General features: G+C 65.6%; 21 protein-coding genes and 1 pseudogene. 1 reads left to right on the forward strand and 21 read right to left on the reverse strand.

What is annotated here, in order from left to right; genetic code table 11:
- Positions 1-22: 22 nt before the first annotated feature.
- The 11 genes and pseudogenes from H618_RS23350 to ubiE all read right to left on the reverse strand — a co-directional run bounded on the left by H618_RS23350 (position 23) and on the right by ubiE (position 8,128).
- Positions 23-895 (reverse strand): methyl-accepting chemotaxis protein, encoded by an 873-nt coding sequence (locus tag H618_RS23350; RefSeq protein ID WP_425414157.1) that lies wholly within the window; start codon positions 893-895, stop codon positions 23-25.
- Positions 878-1,939: pseudogene (locus tag H618_RS23355) on the reverse strand (methyl-accepting chemotaxis protein); the annotation flags it as partial. The pseudogene H618_RS23355 and the gene H618_RS23350, both read right to left, overlap by 18 nt.
- Positions 1,940-2,036: 97 nt before the next feature.
- Positions 2,037-2,744 carry a 16S rRNA (uracil(1498)-N(3))-methyltransferase gene (locus H618_RS0102270; protein WP_028693519.1) on the reverse strand — a complete coding sequence of 236 codons (708 nt, stop codon included), beginning with the start codon at positions 2,742-2,744 and terminating at the stop codon, positions 2,037-2,039.
- A complete protein-coding gene (gene tatC / locus H618_RS0102275; RefSeq protein ID WP_028693520.1) occupies positions 2,741-3,529 on the reverse strand; it encodes a twin-arginine translocase subunit TatC in 789 nt (262 codons plus the stop codon). Before tatC ends, H618_RS0102270 begins: the two co-directional genes overlap by 4 nt.
- Positions 3,526-3,930 carry a Sec-independent protein translocase protein TatB gene (tatB, locus tag H618_RS0102280; RefSeq protein ID WP_028693521.1) on the reverse strand — a complete coding sequence of 135 codons (405 nt, stop codon included), beginning with the start codon at positions 3,928-3,930 and terminating at the stop codon, positions 3,526-3,528. The genes tatC and tatB overlap by 4 nt, the downstream gene beginning before the upstream one ends.
- 3 nt (positions 3,931-3,933) lie before the next feature.
- Positions 3,934-4,236: a twin-arginine translocase TatA/TatE family subunit gene (locus H618_RS0102285; protein WP_028693522.1), complete on the reverse strand. Its 303-nt coding sequence runs from the start codon at positions 4,234-4,236 to the stop codon at positions 3,934-3,936.
- Between the two features lie 91 nt (positions 4,237-4,327).
- Positions 4,328-4,663, reverse strand: a complete 336-nt coding sequence (locus tag H618_RS0102290; RefSeq protein ID WP_028693523.1) for a phosphoribosyl-ATP diphosphatase — start codon at positions 4,661-4,663, stop codon at positions 4,328-4,330.
- Between the two features lies 1 nt (position 4,664).
- A complete protein-coding gene (gene hisI, locus H618_RS0102295; RefSeq protein WP_028693524.1) occupies positions 4,665-5,057 on the reverse strand; it encodes a phosphoribosyl-AMP cyclohydrolase in 393 nt (130 codons plus the stop codon).
- A 73-nt stretch (positions 5,058-5,130) separates the two neighbouring features.
- Positions 5,131-6,738: a ubiquinone biosynthesis regulatory protein kinase UbiB gene (gene ubiB / locus H618_RS0102300; protein ID WP_028693525.1), complete on the reverse strand. Its 1,608-nt coding sequence runs from the start codon at positions 6,736-6,738 to the stop codon at positions 5,131-5,133.
- Positions 6,735-7,358, reverse strand: coding sequence for a ubiquinone biosynthesis accessory factor UbiJ (locus tag H618_RS0102305; RefSeq protein WP_028693526.1), 624 nt, complete (start codon positions 7,356-7,358; stop codon positions 6,735-6,737). The genes ubiB and H618_RS0102305 overlap by 4 nt, the downstream gene beginning before the upstream one ends.
- The gene (gene ubiE, locus H618_RS0102310) at positions 7,358-8,128 is read right to left on the reverse strand and encodes a bifunctional demethylmenaquinone methyltransferase/2-methoxy-6-polyprenyl-1,4-benzoquinol methylase UbiE (RefSeq protein WP_028693527.1); all 771 of its coding nucleotides are present in this window, start codon (positions 8,126-8,128) and stop codon (positions 7,358-7,360) included. The genes H618_RS0102305 and ubiE overlap by 1 nt, the downstream gene beginning before the upstream one ends.
- A 359-nt stretch (positions 8,129-8,487) precedes the next feature.
- Here ubiE and H618_RS0102315 point away from each other — a divergent pair, with 359 nt between their 5' ends.
- Positions 8,488-8,763, forward strand: coding sequence for a polyhydroxyalkanoic acid system family protein (locus tag H618_RS0102315; RefSeq protein WP_028693528.1), 276 nt, complete (start codon positions 8,488-8,490; stop codon positions 8,761-8,763).
- A 12-nt stretch (positions 8,764-8,775) separates the two neighbouring features.
- Here H618_RS0102315 and phaZ read toward each other — a convergent pair whose 3' ends face one another.
- The 10 genes from phaZ to H618_RS0102365 form a co-directional block, all read right to left on the reverse strand.
- Positions 8,776-9,624 carry a poly(3-hydroxyalkanoate) depolymerase gene (gene phaZ / locus H618_RS0102320; RefSeq protein WP_028693529.1) on the reverse strand — a complete coding sequence of 283 codons (849 nt, stop codon included), beginning with the start codon at positions 9,622-9,624 and terminating at the stop codon, positions 8,776-8,778.
- A 61-nt stretch (positions 9,625-9,685) separates the two neighbouring features.
- Positions 9,686-11,353 (reverse strand): class II poly(R)-hydroxyalkanoic acid synthase, encoded by a 1,668-nt coding sequence (gene phaC, locus H618_RS0102325; protein WP_028693530.1) that lies wholly within the window; start codon positions 11,351-11,353, stop codon positions 9,686-9,688.
- Positions 11,354-11,483: 130 nt separating this feature from the next.
- Positions 11,484-11,861 (reverse strand): gamma-butyrobetaine hydroxylase family protein, encoded by a 378-nt coding sequence (locus H618_RS0102330; protein ID WP_028693531.1) that lies wholly within the window; start codon positions 11,859-11,861, stop codon positions 11,484-11,486.
- Positions 11,862-11,992: 131 nt separating this feature from the next.
- Positions 11,993-13,336, reverse strand: a complete 1,344-nt coding sequence (gene hslU, locus H618_RS0102335; RefSeq protein WP_028693532.1) for an ATP-dependent protease ATPase subunit HslU — start codon at positions 13,334-13,336, stop codon at positions 11,993-11,995.
- Between the two features lie 76 nt (positions 13,337-13,412).
- Entirely contained in the window at positions 13,413-13,943 is a 531-nt protein-coding gene (gene hslV, locus H618_RS0102340; RefSeq protein WP_028693533.1) for an ATP-dependent protease subunit HslV, read from the reverse strand.
- Positions 13,944-14,198: 255 nt separating this feature from the next.
- On the reverse strand, positions 14,199-15,470 hold the full coding sequence (locus H618_RS0102345; protein WP_028693534.1) for a dihydroorotase: 1,272 nt from the start codon (positions 15,468-15,470) through the stop codon (positions 14,199-14,201).
- Positions 15,467-16,471: an aspartate carbamoyltransferase catalytic subunit gene (locus tag H618_RS0102350; RefSeq protein ID WP_028693535.1), complete on the reverse strand. Its 1,005-nt coding sequence runs from the start codon at positions 16,469-16,471 to the stop codon at positions 15,467-15,469. The genes H618_RS0102345 and H618_RS0102350 overlap by 4 nt, the downstream gene beginning before the upstream one ends.
- Before the next feature lie 11 nt (positions 16,472-16,482).
- Positions 16,483-17,001: a bifunctional pyr operon transcriptional regulator/uracil phosphoribosyltransferase PyrR gene (pyrR, locus tag H618_RS0102355; protein WP_028693536.1), complete on the reverse strand. Its 519-nt coding sequence runs from the start codon at positions 16,999-17,001 to the stop codon at positions 16,483-16,485.
- 42 nt (positions 17,002-17,043) lie between these two features.
- Positions 17,044-17,469, reverse strand: coding sequence for a Holliday junction resolvase RuvX (ruvX, locus tag H618_RS0102360; RefSeq protein WP_028693537.1), 426 nt, complete (start codon positions 17,467-17,469; stop codon positions 17,044-17,046).
- Positions 17,469-18,038 (reverse strand): YqgE/AlgH family protein, encoded by a 570-nt coding sequence (locus H618_RS0102365; protein WP_028693538.1) that lies wholly within the window; start codon positions 18,036-18,038, stop codon positions 17,469-17,471. The genes ruvX and H618_RS0102365 overlap by 1 nt, the downstream gene beginning before the upstream one ends.
- Positions 18,039-18,085 lie beyond the last annotated feature (47 nt).

Here is an 18,085-nt window from a genome sequence, read left to right on the forward strand (position 1 = left end):
CCCACGCAGCCCGGTGTGCGACTTAAAGCCGGAAACGCGCCACCAGCCCCTGCAAATGCGAACCCAGGCGCGCCAGTTCGACGCTTGAACTGGCGGTCTGCTCGCTGGCTGCGGCGGTCTGGTCAGAGATGTCGCGCACGTTCATCACGCTGCGGTTGATCTCTTCGGCCACTGCGCTCTGCTGTTCTGCCGCGGTGGCGATCTGCTGGTTCATGGCCTGAATCGACGACACGGTGCGGGTGATGGTCTCCAGCGAGCCGCCGGCACGCCGGGTCAGCTCGACGCTGCTGTCGGTCAGGCCGCGGCTGGCGTCCATCACTCCCGCCACACGCTGCGTGCCGTGCTGCAGGCTGGCGATCAGCTCTTCGATCTCCTCGGTGGACTGCTGGGTGCGCTGGGCCAGGCTGCGCACTTCATCGGCGACCACGGCAAAGCCTCGCCCGGCCTCACCGGCACGGGCCGCTTCGATGGCGGCGTTGAGCGCCAGCAGGTTGGTTTGCTGGGCGACCGACTTGATCACATCCAGCACGCTGCCGATCTTCTCGCTCTCGCTCTTGAGTTCGTTCATCGCCTCGCTGGAGTTGAGCACTTCGCTGGCAAGCCGCTCGATCTGCGCGATGGCTTCGCCGACCACCTGATCGCCTTGCCGCGCCTGCTGATCGGCCATCAGCGCCGCCTCGGAGGCCTGCTCGGCGTTGCGTGCCACTTCCTGCACGGTGGCGGCCATTTCATTCATGGCGGTGGCCACCTGATCGGTCTCGACCTTCTGGCTGTTGACCCCCGCGCTGGTTTGCCCGGTCACCGCCGACAGTTCCTCGGCGGCGCTGGCGATCTGCGTGACGCCGTCGCCGATGCCACCGATCAACTGACGCAGGCCCTGGGTCATGTGCTGCATGCTGGCCTGCAACTGGCCGAGCTCATCGCGGCGGTCGACCTGCAAGGTCTGGCTGAGGTCGCCATTGGCCACCCGCTCGGCCGCATCGAGGGTCTGGCGCAGTGGCACGATGATCTGCCGGGTGATGGCCCAGGCCGCAAGAATGCCCAGCACGATCGCCACCAGGGTGGCGCCGGCCAGCATGATCTGCGCCTGGCGAGCGTCGTGGTCGCGGGCCTCGGTCTGGGTGGTGGTGAGCACCTTGCTGTTCTCGAACATCACCTGACCCTGCTCGGCCATGTGCTGCAAGGCATTTTCGCTGGCAGTCTGCGCGGCAGCGACCTGGTTCACCGCCTCGCGGTAGCCGTTCAAGGCCTGGCGAGCGGCTTGCAGGGCAGTGGCGTACTCGGCCGGCAACTGCGCAGTGGCTGCGGTGAGTTCGCTGATAGCCTTGTCGATGGCCGCCAGCGCGGTCTGTTGCCGCTCGGCTTCACCGCTGTAGGTGTAGCCGCGCACTTCGAAGCGCGCCCGTTGCAGTTCCTGGCCGGCCATGACGGCGCTGGCGTACTGGCTGATGCTGCCGTTCTGTTGCAGGCGCTGTTCGAGGCTGGCGAGCAAGTCGGCGGCCTGATCGGCACTGTCGCCCAGGCGTTTGCGGCTGCTGTCGCGCTGTTGTGCGGCGTCCTTGAGCTGGGTGAAGGCGAGTCGGTACTGGCGCACGGCTTCGTGCTGCTGCTCGACCCGCTGTAGATCACCGGGCACCGCCAGCCGCTCGGCCACCGACTGCAACTGGCGTTCCAGCTCGTCGAGGGTCTTGTCCATCTGGGTGATGGCGTCTTCGTTGTTCTTGCGTTGGTACTGCTGGCGGGCGATGCGCAGGTCCTGGGTCAGTTGCAGCACCTGCGAGAGGTTGCCCAGCTTGTCGCCGCGTTCGATAACACTGGCCAGACCGCTCCAGCCGGTGATGGTGATGGCCAGCGTCAGCAGCAGGACCAGGCCGAAGCCCAGGGCCAGCTTGAAATTGACGCTGATATTGCTGAGAAAATGACTGAAACCGCGGTTCATGGTCGGTACCTCCCTGGTGATGGCCGCCTGTCCTTGCTACTGACGAGGTCATCGGCGTTAGGGAGGTAAACTTTATGACCGAGTGCTGAACGGTCGTTCAGAAAAGGCGTGAGAGCAGCGCCGTTACAGCCGTTTCGACCCGCAAGATGCGCTCGCCCAACTGCACCGGGTTGAGCCCGGCCTTGCCCAGCAGCTCGACTTCATAGGGAATCCAGCCACCTTCCGGGCCAATCGCCAAGGTCACCGGTTCGCTCACCCCGCGGGGGCAGGCGGGGTAGTTGCCGGGGTGGCCGACCAGGCCGAGGGTGCCGGCGGCGATGGCCGGCAGGCGGTCTTCGACGAAGGGCTTGAAGCGTTTCTCGATGATCACCTCGGGCAGCACCGTGTCACGTGCCTGCTCAAGGCCCAGGATTAGGTTCTCGCGGATGCTCGCCGGTTGCAGGAAGGGCGTTTGCCAGAAGCTCTTTTCCACCTTGTAGCTGTTGAGCAGGATCAGCCGCGGCACCCCCAGGGTGGCGACGGTCTGAAACAACCGGCGGAGCATTTTCGGCCGCGGCACGGCCAGCACCAGGGTCAGCGGCAGCTTGGCTGGCGGCGCGTGTTCGAAACGCACCTGCAACTCGGCCTCGCCTGCGTCCAGGCGCAGCAGCGTGGCGCTGCCCATCAGCCCGCCGATGCGCCCCACGCGCAGGTTGTCACCGACTTCGGCGCGGTGAATCTCCTGCATGTGGGTCAGGCGTCGGTCGCTCAGCACCACGCGGTCGGGCGCAACGAAGTCGGCCTCTTCGAGCAGCAGCAGGTTCACGGTTGCGACGCTGGCGGCGGGTTGGGTGCATCGTCGGCGACGTCGTCTTCCTGGCGACGCTTGCGGATCAGGCTGCCGAACAGCACCCCGACTTCGAACAGCAACCACATCGGCACGGCGAGCAGGGTCTGCGAGAAGATGTCTGGCGGAGTCAGTACCATGCCGACCACGAAGCAGCCGATGATCACGTAGGGACGGATCTTCTTCAGGTACTTCACATCGACGATGCCGATCCACACCAGCAGCACCACGGCCACCGGAATCTCGAAGGCCACGCCGAAGGCGAAGAACAGCGTCATGACGAAATCGAGGTAGTTGGCGATGTCGGTCATCATCGACACGCCTTCGGGGGTAGCGGCGGCGAAGAAGCCGAAGATCAGTGGGAAGACCAGGAAGTAGGCGAAGGCCATGCCGGCGTAGAACAGCACGATGCTCGACACCAACAGCGGAATCGCCACGCGCTTTTCATGGCGGTACAGCCCCGGCGCGATGAAGCCCCAGACCTGCTGCAGAATGAACGGCATCGCCAGGAACAGCGAGACGATCATGGTCAGCTTGAACGGGGTGAGGAACGGCGAGGCGACGTCGGTGGCGATCATCGTCGCGTTGGCCGGCAGATGGTCACGCAGCGGGGCCGAGACCAGGGTGTAGATCTGCTGGGCGAACGAGAACAGGCCGATGAAGATGGCGAAGATCACCGCGACGCAGCGGAGCAGGCGCGTGCGCAGTTCGGTCAGGTGCGACACCAGCGGCATGGGCTGGTCGTGATCGGGAAGTTCGCTCATGGGGCTCGCGGCGGCTGTGGCGGTTCAGAAGGGGTCGAAGGCGTGGCGGCGCTCGGGGTAGCTACCGCTGCTGGCGGCTCGGCAGGCGCAGGGGTGGCATCGGCAGGCGCCGCAGGTGGCGCATCGGCTGGCGCTGGCGCGGTGGATGCCTGAGTCTTGGGGTCGAGCAGGCGCCGGGCTTCTTCTTCCATCGAGAGGATGTGCTCGTTATGCAACTGCCGACGGATTTCGTCAGCGCCGATTTCCCGCTCCACTTCCATCTTGATGCTGTTGAAGCTGCGCTTGAGCCGGCCGACCCAGAGGCCTGCGGTGCGCGCGGCGCCCGGCAGGCGCTCGGGGCCGAGGACCAGCAGGGCCACCAGGCCCACCAGCAGAAGTTCGCCGAAGCTGATGCCGAACATGGGTCAGTCTTTCCGCTGCGGCTCTTGGACCGGCGTGGCCTGGCCCTCGAGGGTGTGGCCCGGGGTGAGCGGTGCCTGTGGCTGGGCCGGTGGCACGGGCTGGGCGGTCTGTACCGGCTGCACGGGAGGCGCAGGCGGTGGCGTGGTCGGCTCGGCCGGCTTGGCTTCTTCGTCGCTCATGGCCTTGCGAAAGCCCTTGATCGATTCACCCAGATCGCTGCCGAGGTTCTTCAGCTTCTTGGTACCGAATACCAGCACCACCACCACCAAGAGGACGATCCAGTGTTTCCAGTCAAAAATACCCATTGCGTACTCCAGAGACAGGCGTATCGATTGTTCAACGACTCACGGCACGCAACCCGCGCCGTGTGGTTCAGTACCCGCTGGCCGCCAGCACTCAGGCCGACGGTTGCCGGGCGGCCTTTTCATCGTGGCCGGAAAGGCCGAAACGCCGCTCCAGCTCATCGAGCACCGCCTGAGGGTGCTGGCCCAGGGCGCTGAGCATGACCAGGCTGTGGAACCACAGGTCGGCGGTTTCGTAGATGACGTCGCTGCAGTCGTGGCTGAGGGCGGCGTCCTTGGCGGCGATGATGGTTTCCACCGATTCTTCGCCGAGCTTTTCCAGAATCTTGTTCAGGCCCTTGTGGTGCAGGCTGGCCACGTACGAGCTGTCGGGTGCGGCATGCTTGCGCGCTTCGAGCACTTCGGCCAGGCGGGTGAGGGTGTCACTCATGTCAGTGTCCTGCGCTGTAGATGGCGTTCGGGTCCTTGATGACCGGGTCGACCGTGCGCCACTGGCCCTCTTCGTGCACCCGGTAGAAACAGCTCTGGCGGCCGGTGTGGCAGGCGATGTCGCCGAGCTGCTCGACCATCAGGATGATCACGTCGGCGTCGCAGTCCAGGCGCATTTCATGCAGCTTCTGCACATGCCCGGACTCCTCGCCCTTGCGCCACAGCTTGCCACGCGAGCGCGACCAATAGATGGCGCGCTGCTCGGCGGCAGTCAGCGCCAGGGCCTCGCGGTTCATCCAGGCCATCATCAGCACGCGGCCCGTCTTGTGATCCTGGGCGATGGCCGGTACCAGGCCGTCGCTGTTCCAGTTGATCTCGTCCAGCCAGTCTTTCATGTTTCGCTCCAGAACCAGGCCCGCGTCAGTGCCGAACCAGGTGCGCTAGTGTGCCAGCCGTGGCCAGGTGTGGCTATCGACGCACGATCAGGTACAGCCCCGCGGCCAGCATCAGGTAGGCCGGCCACACTGCCGGCGCGGTGAGGCTGGCGGCACCGGCGGCCAGCGTGGCGCCGCCGCCGAGCAGGCCGGCTCCGAGCAGACGCAACGCCCAGTGGTCGTCCTGGCGCTGGCGCGGCAGGCGCGGGTCGTCCAGGTGCGGTTGCGACAGGCGTTCGAGCAGGTCACGGGTCATGTCGGCCAGGTGCGGCAGTTGCTCGACCTGGCTGTGAATGTTGCTCAGCACCGCCTTGGGGCTCATGCGCTCGCGCATCCAGCGTTCCAGGTAGGGCTTGGCGGTGCTCCACAGGTCGAGGTCCGGGTACAGCTGGCGCCCCAGGCCTTCGATGTTGAGCAGGGTCTTTTGCAGCAGCACCAGTTGCGGCTGCACTTCCATGTTGAAGCGCCGCGCAGTCTGGAACAGGCGCATCAGCACCTGGCCGAAAGAGATGTCCTTGAGCGGCTTTTCGAAGATCGGCTCGCACACGGTGCGAATCGCCGCTTCGAATTCGTTGACCTTGGTATGCGCCGGCACCCAGCCCGAATCGATGTGCAACTGCGCCACGCGGCGGTAGTCGCGCTTGAAGAAGGCGATCAGGTTGCGCGCGAGATAGTCCTGGTCTTCGTCGGTGAGGCTGCCGACGATGCCGCAGTCGATGGCGATGTACTTCGGGCTCCACGGGTTGACCGTGCTGACGAAGATGTTGCCGGGGTGCATGTCGGCGTGGAAGAAGCTGTCACGGAACACCTGGGTGAAGAACACTTCCACGCCTCGTTCGGCGAGCAGCTTCATGTCGGTGCGCTGGTCGGCCAGGGTCGCCATGTCGGTGACCGGCACGCCGTAGATGCGCTCCATCACCAGCACCTTGGGCCGGCAGTAGTCCCAGTACACCTGGGGCACGTACATCAGTTCCGAACCTTCGAAGTTGCGGCGCAACTGGCTCGAGTTGGCCGCTTCGCGGAGTAGGTCGAGCTCGTCGTAGATGGTCTTTTCGTAGTCGCCGACCACCTCGACCGGGTGCAGGCGCCGGGCATCGGCCGACAGCCGCTCGGCGGCCTTGGCGATGAGGAACAGCCAGGCCAGGTCTTGGGCGATGACCGGCTTCAAGCCCGGACGCACCACCTTGACCACCACTTCTTCGCCGCTCTTGAGCTTGGCAGCGTGCACCTGGGCCACCGAGGCCGAGGCCAGTGGCTCGACGTCGAAGCGGCTGAACACCTCGCTGACCTTGGCCCCCAACTGAGCCTCGATAAGCTCCACTGCGCGTTTCGGATCGAACGGCGGCACGCGGTCCTGCAGCAGCATCAGTTCGTCGGCGACGTCGGCCGGCAGCAGGTCGCGACGGGTCGACAACAGTTGGCCGAACTTGATGAAGATCGGCCCGAGGTCTTGCAGGGCCATGCGCAGACGCGCCCCGCGTGACGCTTCCTGGGCTTTGCGCGGCAGCCAGCGCCAGGGCATCAGCAGGCGCAGGCTCATCAGCCACCAGGGCAGCGGCATGGCGAACAGCAGGTCATCGAGACGGTAGCGGATCACCACTCGCTGAATACGGAACAGACGGCGGACGGCAAGCAGCTTCATGCGTTATCGCTGGCATCAAGGGACTGGGAAAGGCGACGGATGCGCGCCTCGAGACGTTCGATATCGACCTTCAGCGCGTCGAGCTCGCTGAACGCCGCTTCAGCTTCACGCTTGCCCACCAGGGTGCGCGACTCTTCGGCCAGGTACTCGGACAGGTTCTGACTGAAGCGCGCCAGGCCTTCGCGAGTCCAGCGTGCGCGCAGGCGCAGGTGGCCGGCCAGCAGCGAAGTGGCGACCGGGCCGAGCCAGCGCGACAGCTCGTATTCCCAGTCAAGCTCCAGATTCTGCAGAACGCCGACCAGGTCGAGCAGGGCGGCGCTGTCGCCATGCAACTGCACCTGCGGGGCATGCAGCACGGCCGTCTTGTCGCGGGCCAGGGCCAGGCGAGCCAGGTGGCTGGCCGGGGCGCGCAGGGTGCAGTGCACATCGCCTTCCCAGTGGCCAGCGAGCATCAGGCCGTCTTCGTCGGGCAGGATGTACACACGCAGCGCCGGTTGCACGCAGTCGATGGCGATCACCTTGCCTTCCAGCGCGGCCAGGCGCGGCAAGGCCGTGCTGTCCATGCGCAGCACCCGGTTCAGGCCATGCTCGACGCTGGCGAGCACCCCGGCCAGCAGCATCAGGGTTTGATCCCCCGGTGCACGGCGACGATGCCGCTGGTCATGTTGTGGTAGGTGACGCGGTCGAAACCGGCCTCGACCATCATGCTCTTGAGGGTTTCCTGGTCGGGGTGCATGCGGATCGACTCGGCCAGGTAGCGGTAGCTTTCCGAGTCGTTGGTGATCAGCTTGCCGGCCAGCGGCATGAAGGCGAACGAATAGGCGTCGTAGGCCCTGGACATCAGCTTGTTGGTCGGCTTGGAGAACTCCAGCACCAGCAGGCGCCCACCTGGCTTGAGCACACGCAGCATGGAGCTGATGGCGGCGTCCTTGTGGGTGACGTTGCGCAGACCGAAGGCGATAGTCACGCAATCGAAGTGGTTGTCGGGGAAGGGCAGTTTTTCTGCGTCGGCCTGGACGAACTCGATGTTGCCGGCCACGCCGCGGTCGAGCAGACGGTCACGCCCGACCTTGAGCATCGACTCGTTGATGTCGGCCAGCACCACCTGGCCGGTCGGGCCGACCAGGCGCGAGAACTTGGCCGCCAGATCACCGGTGCCGCCTGCGATATCCAGCACGCGGTTGCCGCTGCGCACCCCGGACAGTTCGATGGTGAAGCGCTTCCACAGCCGGTGCATGCCACCGGACAGGACGTCGTTCATCAGGTCGTACTTGGCGGCGACGGAGTGGAAGACCTCGGCGACCTTGCGGGCCTTCTGGCTCTCTGGAACGTCGCTGTAGCCGAAATGGGTGGTGGGTTCGGCGTGGTCGCCTTTGCGCTGGTCGTTCATATCGCTTCACCGGGGAAAAAGTACCGCCATTCTAGGGGCTGTTCCCGTTTCAGCACAAACCGCGTTACAGCGCCAAATCGTGCCAGCCGAGGCGAAGGACGCAGGAGAGGGTCATTCCCTTTTCAAGTCCTTCAACGCGGGGTGGCGCGATTCGGCGCGTAACCCGAAGGGCCGTGCCTGTTTTTTCGTATGAAGCGTTCGAGTCTTGAACTCGAAACGGCGGAAAAACAGGCGTCGGCGCGGTTGTGATGAAACGGGAACAGCCCCTGGAGTGAACCGGCGGATTTGTCTTGGCAGGGTGTGCCGTCTGGCAGGGGCGGGCATAATGCTCAGCATGTCTTATCGTCAGGATCGGTTGCATGACCCAGATCAGCGTTGAACGCAAACACAACCTCGGCCGTGAAGCGGCCCGCGCCAAGGCCCAGACCCTGGTCGACAAGCTCAGCCAGAAGTACGACCTGGAAGCGAACTGGGACGGTGATCGGGTCGACATCGCCCGCAGTGGTGCCAAGGGCAGCGTGCACATCGGTGATGAACTGATTCGCGTCGAGCTCAAGCTGGGCATGATGCTGTCGATGATGAGCGGCACCATCGAGGGCGAGATCGAGCGGGCGCTGGACAAGGCGCTGGCCTGACTCGCCAGCGCTTCAGGCGTCTGCCGGCCGGGGGTGGATTACCGCCGGCTGGCGCTCCTCGCGCAGAAATGCCATTACCTTCGGCGCCACGGTTTCGGCGCGGGTGATCAGCAACAGGTGCCCATCGTCGATGATCTGCAGCTCGGCATGGGGGATGCGCCAGGCCAGCAGGCGCATGTTCAGTAGCGGAATCAGCGGATCGTCATCGCCTGCCAGCACCAGAGTCGGCTGGCGCAGCCTGTGCAGCCAGTGCAAGCTGGTCCAGCCCAGCCCTGCGAACAGCTGCCAGTAATAGCCCAGCTTGCTGCCCGAGCGCGCCTTGGCGGCAAATTCCAGTGCCTGTTCCGGGTGCTGACGGAACGAGCCGCCATACACCTGCGGCGCGACGCGCATCACATAGTCGGGGTCGTTGTAACGGCGGCGACTGGCCATCGCCCACAGCACCTTCGGCGTGCCCGGCAACATCGGCCCGCCCGCAGCGGTGGCGGCAAGGATCAGCTTGCGGCAGCGCGCGGGAAAATCGTGGGCGAACTGCTGCGCCAGCGCGCCGCCCCACGACACCCCGAGGACATTCACCTGGCCGTAGCCTAAGGCATCGAGCATGCGCGCCACCAGGCTCGCCAGCCCGCTGAACCGGTACGGCGTGCGCGGCGTCGACGAGCCGCCAACCCCGGGTACATCGAAGGCGATCACCTCCACTTCAGGGTCCAGCGCCTCGATGAAGGGCAGCAGCAATTCCAGGTTGGCGCCAATGCCGTTGCAGATCAGCAGCGGCGTCAGTTGACCCTGGCCGGGACGCACCAGGGTGTGGATCGACTGCTGGTCCAACTGCAGGGTTTTCGACCGATAGGACTCAGACATGCGCTCTCCCAAGTGAGTGGAACCGCTACCCCGGTGCCGCTAAACGCGGCGCTGCGCGGGCTCAACGTTGATGAACATAACGGCCAGGCGCCGGCTCGATGGCGGGGTGGTCTTGGCTGCCGAGCAGCGTCGGCGCGTCCTGTAGCACGCCGGCCCGCTCGGCCAGCCAGCGCTGCCAGTGCAGCCACCAGGAATCGGCGTGCGTGCCGGCGTGCTCGCGCCAGTTCGCCGGGTCGTCATGCTGCTCGGTGCTGGTCTGGAAGCGTGCCTTGGGATTGCCTGGCGGGTTGAGGATGCTCTGGACATGGCCGCTGTTGGACAGCACGAACTGCACCTGCCCGCCGAACAGATGCGCCGAGCGGTAGCACGCAGGCCACGGGGTGATGTGGTCGGCGCTGCCGGCGACGCTGTAGACATCGCAGCGCACCTGGCGCAGATCGACCGGCGTACCGCACACCTCCAGTGCGCCGGCGCGGGTCAGCGGGTTGTGCCGGAACAGCTCGATCAGATCGCCATGCAAGGCGGCTGGCAGGCGCGTGGTGTCGTTGTTCCAGAACAGAATGTCGAAGGCCGGCGGCGCATGGCCGAGCAGGTAATTGTTGACCCAGTAGTTCCAGATCAAATCGTTCGGGCGCATCCAGGCGAAGATCCTGGCAATGTCGCGTCCCTCCAGCACCCCGGCTTGATACGAATGGCGCTTGGCCGCCTGCAGGGTGTGGTCGTCGATGAACAGCGCCAGTTGATTGTCCAGGGTGGCGTCGAGCACGCTGACCAGCAGGGTCAGCGAATGCACCTTGTGCTGCTGCAGCGCGGCGTAGTGGCCCAGCAGCGCCGCGCAGGTGATGCCACCCGAGCAGGCCCCGAGCATGTTGAGGTCTGCGCTGCCGGTAATCGCCAGCACCGCATCCACCGCTTGCTTGAGCGCCTCTATGTAGCTCGACAGTCCCCACTCGCGTTGCGCCTTGGTGGGGTTGCGCCAGCTGAGGGTGAAGGTCTGCTGCTGCGCTTGCAGGCAGAAGCGCATCACGCTTTTTTCCGGGTTGAGGTCGAACACATAGAACTTGTTGATCTGCGGCGGCACCACCAGCAGCGGCCGGGCATGCACCTGAGCGGTCAGCGGGCGGTACTGGATCAGCTCCAGCAGCTCATTGCGAAACACCACCGCGCCCTCGCTGGCGGCGACATCCTTGCCCACCGTGAAGGCGTCGGGGTCGACCTGGCGGGGCATACCGCCGTTTTCGGTGAGGTCCCGGATCAGATTGGCCAGGCCGTCGAGCAGGCTCTTGCCGCCGGTTTCGAAGGCGCGCTTGAGCGCTGCCGGATTGGCCGGGCTGTTGCTCGGTGCCAGGGCGTCGGTCAACTGGCCGATGAGAAACTGGCCGCGGCTGATGTCCTCGGCCGACAGGTCGCTGCCGGCGATCCAGGCCTGCAGCTCATCGCGCCAGGCCAGATAGCCTTGCACAGAGCGCTGGTACAGCGGGTTGTCTCGCCAGGTCGGGTCGTTGAAACGGCGGTCGTCGCGGGCTGGCTGCAACGGTGAATGGCCGGCCAGCACCTGCTTGAGCGCCTGGCCGAGCTGCGCGGCATGCTTCAAGCTGTGCAGCGGCTGGCGCAGCGGTTGGCGCAACAGCGTGCGCGCGGTGCTGAGCAGGTCCTTGCCGGCGAGGCCGAGGATTGGCGTCATGCCTGGCAAAGATCGCCCAGGCGGCGGTTGCTTGCGGTCACTCATCGACGACGCTCCGTTGTCTTGGGACGAGTAGCGGCGGCCATCCTGGCCGGCGCAGCGCCGGCGAGCAGCGCGGCGCCCAGGGTCAATCAAGCAGTCAAGCAGATCGACCGAGGTTTGCCCGGGCGCAGTGTCAGAGCATCAGCTTGACCACCGACTCCTGCGGGTCACGGCTCTTGCCGGCCAGGCGCAGCGCTTCGAGGTAGTCTTCCCACAGCGCCTGCTGGCGCTGGCACAGCTGTTCGAGGTATTCCCAGGTGAACAGGCCGCTGTCGTGGCCGTCGTCGAAGATCAACTTCAATGCGTACTGCCCGGCCGGCTCGAGGCCTGCGAGGCCAACGTTGATCTTGCCGACCTGCAGAATCGGATTGCCATGGCCCTGCACTTCGGCCGAGGGCGAATGCACCCGCAGAAACTCCGCCGGCAAGTGGTAGACCTCGCCGGGGGCGTAGGTCAGTGCCAGGGTTTTCGAGGCTTTGTGCAGGTTGATGGCGATGGGCAGGCGTGGCATGGCGGGTGTCTCTTGAAGGCGGATGCGCCAAGCTTCGAGCTTCGCGCCCAGAGATTCAAGCGTGGCTGCGACCGACCATGCGCCGGAAACGACGAGGGCCGCGATAGCGGCCCTCGTTGACAGTGTTGGCGTTACAGGATGTAGCGCGAGAGGTCTTCGTTCTGCGCCAGCTCGCCGAGGTGGCCGTTGACGTATTCGGCGTCGATGCGCACCGGGGTGTCGGTGTGTGCGCTGGCCAGGTCGCCGGCGTCGAACGACACCTCTTCGAGCAGGCGCTCGAGCAGGGTATGCAGGCGCCGAGCACCGATGTTCTCGGTCTTCTCGTTGACCTGGTAGGCGATCTCGGCCAGGCGCTTGATGCCTTCGTCGACGAACTCGATATTGAGCCCTTCGGTCTTGAGCAGCTCGCGGTACTGCTCGGTGAGCGAGGCGTGCGGCTCCTTGAGGATGCGCTCGAAGTCTTCCGGGGTGAGGGCTTTGAGTTCCACGCGGATCGGCAGACGGCCTTGCAGCTCGGGCACCAGGTCGCTCGGCTTGCTCAGGTGGAAGGCGCCCGAGGCGATGAACAGAATGTGGTCGGTCTTGACCATGCCCAGCTTGGTGTTGACGGTGCAGCCTTCGATCAGCGGCAGCAGGTCGCGCTGCACGCCTTCACGGGACACATCGGCGCCGCCGACGTTGCCGCGCTTGGCGACCTTGTCGATTTCGTCGATGAAGACGATGCCGTGCTGCTCGACCGCTTCCAGCGCCTTGGCCTTGAGCTCTTCTTCATTGACCAGGCGGCTGGCTTCTTCCTCGCGGACCATCTTCAGCGCTTCCTTGACCTTGAGCTTGCGCGACTTGCGCTTGCCCTTGCCCATGTTGGCGAACAGGCTCTGCAACTGGTTGGTCATTTCTTCCATGCCCGGCGGTGCGGCGATTTCCACGCCGGCCGACTCGGCCACTTCGATGTCGATCTCTTTATCGTCCAACTCGCCCTGGCGCAGGCGCTTGCGGAACAGCTGGCGGGTGTTGGAATCGCTGCTCGACGGCGCAGCCTCTTCGCTGAAGCTGCTGGGCCGGGCCTGGGGCAGCAGGGCGTCGAGAATGCGGTCTTCGGCGGCATCTTCAGCGCGGTGACGCACGCGGACGATTTCCTGTTCACGCAGCATCTTCAGCGCGGCATCGGCCAGATCACGGATGATCGACTCGACATCACGGCCGACATAGCCGACTTCAGTGAACTTGGTGGCTTCGACCTTGATGAACGGCGCATTGGCCAGCTTGGCCAGACGGCGGGCGATTTCGGTCTTGCCGACACCGGTGGGGCCGATCATGAGGATGTTCTTCGGCGTCACTTCGGCGCGCAGTTCGGTCGGCAGTTGCATGCGCCGCCAGCGGTTGCGCAGAGCGATGGCCACGGCGCGCTTGGCGTCGTCCTGGCCGATGATGTGGCGGTTGAGTTCGTGAACGATCTCGCGGGGGGTCATGGACATAAGAATGATGGTCCTGGAATGCGGTGTTTCAGCGTGGAAAAGCCCAGCCACCGGGGCTGGGCGCCAGAACAGCTGATCACTCGGCCAGGTCCTGCTCCTCGATGGTCAGGTTGTGGTTGGTGAACACGCAGATGTCACCGGCGATGTTCAGTGCGGTTTCGGCGATTTCCCGGGCCGAGAGATCGGTCTTGTCCAGCAGGGCGCGGGCCGCAGCCTGAGCGAATGCACCGCCCGAGCCCATGGCGATCAGGCCGTCCTCGGGTTCGACCACATCCCCATTGCCGGTGATGATCAGCGAGGCGTCCTTGTTGGCGACCGCCAGCATGGCTTCCAGACGGCTCAGGGAGCGGTCGGTGCGCCACTCCTTGGCAAGCTCCACGGCAGCGCGCACCAGATGACCCTGGTGCTTTTCCAACTGCCCTTCGAAACGCTCGAACAAGGTGAAGGCATCAGCGGTAGCGCCCGCGAAGCCGGCAATGACCTGGCCGTGGTACAGGCGACGAACCTTTTTCGCATTGCCTTTCATCACGGTGTTGCCGAGGGAAACCTGGCCGTCACCCGCCATGACGACTTTGCCTTGGCGGCGGACTGAAACGATGGTTGTCAAGGGAACGTCTCCATGCAGCGAGGGCGAAAATGCCTGATGGAAACTGATATGGGGGTGGGGGGAGGGATTTCAAGCAGCGAGCGGCGAGCGGTAAGTGGCAAGCGGCAGGTGAGCCGGAGATGTGAGGGCTGGGGCAGCATAGGCTTGAGCAGCCTCGGTGCTTGGCCTCTCAGGCGCACACGGCTCGAAAAACGACCGCAGTCGACCTCGATTAATATCGGGTGAGGGGCTGCACGACAGCCCCTCGAACTACGATCACTCGCCGTGCCGAACCTGCCCATCGACCAGGGTGTAGCGCACCGCTCCCGGCAAACAGTGCCCGACGAACGGGCAGTTGGACCCGCGCGAGAACCACTGCTCGCCCGCCACGGTGGAGGCTTGGGGGTCGAGCAGTACCAGGTCGGCGGCGCCGCCGACGTTCAGCGTGCCTGCCGGCAGGCGCAGGGCCTGGGCTGGGCCGTTGGTCAGGCGGGCGAGCAGGGTGGGCAGGTCGAGCAGGCCGTCCTGCACCAGGGTCATGGCCAGCGGCAGCAACAGCTCGACGCTGCTGATGCCAGGCTCGGTGGCGCCGAACGGGGCCAGCTTGGCGTCGCGCTCGTGGGGTTGGTGGTGGCTGGAGATGGCCTGGATCACGCCGGACTTCACCGCCTCACGCAAGCCGTCGCGGTCGGCTGCGGTGCGCAGCGGCGGTTGCACGTGGTAGAGGCTGGAGAAGTCGCGCAGCGCTTGGTCAGTGAGAATCAGCTGATACAGCGCCACATCTGCGGTCACCGGCAGGCCGCGGGCCTGGGCCTGGGCGATCAGTTGGGCGCCACGGGCGCTGGTGATCTGGCTGAAGTGCGCGCGCACGCCGGTTTGCTCGACCAGCAGCAGGTTGCGCGCCAGGGCCACGGTTTCGGCGGTTTCCGGAATCCCCGGCAGGCCGAGGAAACTGGCCATCGGGCCTTCGTGGGCGAGGCCGCCCTGGGCCAGGTCATGGTCCTGGGAATGAATCACCACGGTCAGGTCGAAGGTCGCTGCGTAGTCCAGCGCGCGGGCCAGGGTGCGGTTGTTGGCGATTTCCTTCAGACCATTGCCGAACGCCACGCAGCCGGTGTCGCGCAGGGCAATCAGCTCGGCCAGTTGCTCGCCTTCAAGGCCACGGGTCAGCGCGCCGATCGGGTAGACCTTGGCGTTGCCAGCATCGCGGGCGCGGTCGAGGATCAGCTCGGCCACCGCCGAGGTGTCGAGCACCGGGCGCGTCTGCGGCGGGCAGCACAGGCTGGTGACGCCACCGGCAACGGCCGCGCGGGTTTCGCTGGCGATGGTGCCTTTGCGGCTGTAACCCGGCTCACGCAGGGCAACGCTGAGGTCGACCAGGCCAGGCGCGGCCACCAGGCCGCTGGCCTCGATGCTGCGCTGCGCAGTGAAGCCGGCCGGCGCGGCGCCGATGGCGACGAGCCGGCCTGCTTCGATATGCAGGTCGCTGACCTGATCCAGGCCACTGTGCGGATCGATGACCCGGGCGCCGAGAATACTGATGCTCACAGGGCGTTCTCCTGGTCGAGTTGACGTTGTGTGTTCTGCCCGCTCATGGCCATGGACAGCACCGCCATGCGCACGGCGATGCCGTAGGTGACCTGGTTGAGAATCACCGAGTGACTGCCGTCGGCCACCGCCGACTCGATTTCCACGCCGCGGTTGATCGGCCCTGGGTGCATGACGATGGCATCGGGCTTGGCCCCGGCCAGGCGTGCCGTGGTCAGGCCGAACAGGCGGTAGAACTCGCCCTCGCTGGGCAGCAGGCCACCGGCCATGCGCTCACGCTGCAGGCGCAGCATGATCACTACATCGACGTCCTTGAGGCCCTCGCTGAGGTCGGTGTAGACCTTCACGCCGTATTGCTCGATACCCACGGGGATGAGGGTTTTCGGGCCGATCACGCGGATGTCCGGGCAGCCCAGGGCCTTGAGCGCGAGCATGTCGGAACGTGCCACACGCGAGTGCAGAATGTCGCCGACGATGGCCACCGAGAGGTTCTCGAAGCTGCCCTTGTGGCGGCGGATGGTGAGCATGTCGAGCATGCCCTGGGTCGGGTGGGCGTGGCGGCCGTCACCGCCGTTGATCACCGCCACCTCCGGGCACACGTGCTCGGCGATGAAGTGCGCGGCGCCCGAGTCGGAGTGGCGCACGACGAACATGTCGGCGGCCATCGCTTCGAGGTTGCGCAGGGTGTCGAACAGCGTCTCGCCCTTGCTGGTCGATGAGGTCGACACATTCAGGCTGATGACATCGGCCGACAGCCGCTGGGCGGCCAGTTCGAAGGTGGTGCGCGTGCGTGTGGAGTTCTCGAAGAACACGTTGCACACCGTCTTGCCACGCAACAGCGGGACTTTCTTCACCGCGCGGGCACCGACTTCGAGGAACGAGTCGGCGGTGTCGAGGATTTCCGTCAGCAGCTCGCGGGGCAGGCCGTCCAGCGAGAGGAAGTGGCGCAGCTGGCCCTGGTCGTTGAGCTGCAGCGGGCGCTTGGCGTCGAGTGGCGTCATCGGTGGGGCTCTTAGTGGGCGGAGGCGGTGGTCAGGTCCTGGCGCTCGAGGGCGAGCGGGGCGGGGCCGGTCAGTTTGATGCGTTGCTCGGCGGCCAGTGGCAGGCTGGCGCCGACCACGTCGGGGCGAATCGGCAGCTCACCGGCGTCCAGGTCGAGCAGGCAAACCAGGGTCACGCTGGCCGGGCGGCCGTAGTCGAACAGCTCGTTGAGCGCCGCACGGATGGTGCGCCCGCTCATCAGCACGTCGTCGATCAGCACCAGGTGCTGGCCTTCGATTTCGAAGGGCAGCTCCGAGGGGCGCACCTGCGGGTGCAGGCCGTTCTGGCTGAAATCGTCGCGGTAGAACGACACATCCAGGGTGCCCAGCGGGCTGTCGTCGTGCAGGGCGTCCTGCAGCGCCTGCGCGACCCACACGCCACCGGTGCGGATGCCGATGAAACGCGGCGACTCGATCTGGCGACGGGCCAGATGGGCGCGAAGGTCGACGGCCATCTGCCGGATAAGGGCGGAAGGGTCGGGTAGGCTCATTGTGTGCTCCTTGGCTGGGCCGGTATTGCCGGCGGCAAAGCGTTAGGTATTGGCTTCCAGCCAGCCTTGCAGCAGCAACGCCGCGGCAATGGCGTCGACCGGATCGTCACGGTAGCTGCCGCGCTGGCCGCCTCGGGCCTGGCGTTCGCCCTTGGCCTCGAAAGTGGTCAGGCGTTCGTCGTGGGTGTGCACGGGCAGGTTGTAGCGGCCGTTGAGGCGGCGGGCGAACTTCTCGGCGCGGGCGCTCATCTCGCTGGGCGTGCCGTCCATGTTCAGCGGCAGGCCGACGACGATGGCGTCGGGTTGCCATTCGCCGATCAGCTTTTCCACCTGGTTCCAGTCGGGAACGCCATTCTGCGCCTTGAGCGTGCACAGCTCACGGGCCTGGCCGGTAATCACCTGGCCCACCGCCACGCCGATCTGCTTGGTGCCGTAGTCGAAGCCCAGCAACAGGCGCAGTTCGGCCATCAGGCGTGGCCTGCCTGGCTGGTCAGCAGGCTCAGGGTGACGCCCAGGCTGGTGGCAGCCGCTTCGCGGCGCAGGTCGCTGGGCGTGGCGAACAGAATCTCGGGACTGAACGGGCAGTTGAGCCAGGCGTTATCGGCCAGCTCTTCTTCGAGCTGACCGGCTTCCCAGCCGGCATAGCCGAGGGTGATCAGGCTCTGCTGTGGGCCGCGGCCTTCGGCGATGGCGAACAGCACGTCCTGCGAGGTGGTCAGGCTCATGCCGTCGAGTTCGACGGTGGCCTGATAGCTGCATTCGGGGCTGTGCAGGACGAAGCCGCGGTCGGTCTGCACCGGGCCGCCGAGGTAGATCGGCACGTTCAGCGTGCGCGGCGCCGGCTCTTCATCCGGGCGCAGCTGCTCGAGGATGTCGGCCAGGCTCAGATCCTGCGGACGATTCACCACCAGGCCCATCGCACCGTTGGCGTTGTGCTCGACGATATAGGTCAGGGTCTGCGCAAAGTTCGGATCGGCCATGTGCGGCATGGCAATCAGAAACTGATGCTTGAGATAGGTAGGTGTGTGGTTTTTCATGGTCGGTAGTGTGGCGTCAGGTGACGAGGCTGACAAGCTGCTCGCCA

It is taken from the genome of Pseudomonas cremoricolorata DSM 17059 = NBRC 16634 (assembly GCF_000425745.1).
GTDB classification, from domain to species: Bacteria; Pseudomonadota; Gammaproteobacteria; order Pseudomonadales; family Pseudomonadaceae; genus Aquipseudomonas; species Aquipseudomonas cremoricolorata.

Bases quoted from the DNA above. Each gene is read 5' to 3' on its own strand.
- ubiE (WP_028693527.1), bottom strand. From the start codon at position 8,128: ATGAACGACCAGCGCAAAGGCGACCACGCCGAACCCACCACCCATTTC.
- pyrR (WP_028693536.1), bottom strand. From the start codon at position 17,001: ATGAGCCTACCCGACCCTTCCGCCCTTATCCGGCAGATGGCCGTCGAC.
- hslU (WP_028693532.1), bottom strand. From the start codon at position 13,336: ATGTCCATGACCCCCCGCGAGATCGTTCACGAACTCAACCGCCACATC.
- H618_RS0102285 (WP_028693522.1), bottom strand. From the start codon at position 4,236: ATGGGTATTTTTGACTGGAAACACTGGATCGTCCTCTTGGTGGTGGTG.
- ruvX (WP_028693537.1), bottom strand. From the start codon at position 17,469: ATGGCCGAACTGCGCCTGTTGCTGGGCTTCGACTACGGCACCAAGCAG.
- tatB (WP_028693521.1), bottom strand. From the start codon at position 3,930: ATGTTCGGCATCAGCTTCGGCGAACTTCTGCTGGTGGGCCTGGTGGCC.
- H618_RS0102305 (WP_028693526.1), bottom strand. From the start codon at position 7,358: ATGCTGCTGGCCGGGGTGCTCGCCAGCGTCGAGCATGGCCTGAACCGG.
- phaZ (WP_028693529.1), bottom strand. From the start codon at position 9,624: ATGTCTGAGTCCTATCGGTCGAAAACCCTGCAGTTGGACCAGCAGTCG.
- H618_RS0102350 (WP_028693535.1), bottom strand. From the start codon at position 16,471: ATGACGCCACTCGACGCCAAGCGCCCGCTGCAGCTCAACGACCAGGGC.
- H618_RS0102290 (WP_028693523.1), bottom strand. From the start codon at position 4,663: ATGAGTGACACCCTCACCCGCCTGGCCGAAGTGCTCGAAGCGCGCAAG.
- tatC (WP_028693520.1), bottom strand. From the start codon at position 3,529: ATGAGCGAACTTCCCGATCACGACCAGCCCATGCCGCTGGTGTCGCAC.
- H618_RS23350 (WP_425414157.1), bottom strand. From the start codon at position 895: ATGCAGCACATGACCCAGGGCCTGCGTCAGTTGATCGGTGGCATCGGC.
- phaC (WP_028693530.1), bottom strand. From the start codon at position 11,353: ATGAGTGACCGCAAGCAACCGCCGCCTGGGCGATCTTTGCCAGGCATG.
- H618_RS0102315 (WP_028693528.1), top strand. From the start codon at position 8,488: ATGACCCAGATCAGCGTTGAACGCAAACACAACCTCGGCCGTGAAGCG.
- ubiB (WP_028693525.1), bottom strand. From the start codon at position 6,738: ATGAAGCTGCTTGCCGTCCGCCGTCTGTTCCGTATTCAGCGAGTGGTG.
- hisI (WP_028693524.1), bottom strand. From the start codon at position 5,057: ATGAAAGACTGGCTGGACGAGATCAACTGGAACAGCGACGGCCTGGTA.
- H618_RS0102365 (WP_028693538.1), bottom strand. From the start codon at position 18,038: ATGAAAAACCACACACCTACCTATCTCAAGCATCAGTTTCTGATTGCC.
- H618_RS0102330 (WP_028693531.1), bottom strand. From the start codon at position 11,861: ATGCCACGCCTGCCCATCGCCATCAACCTGCACAAAGCCTCGAAAACC.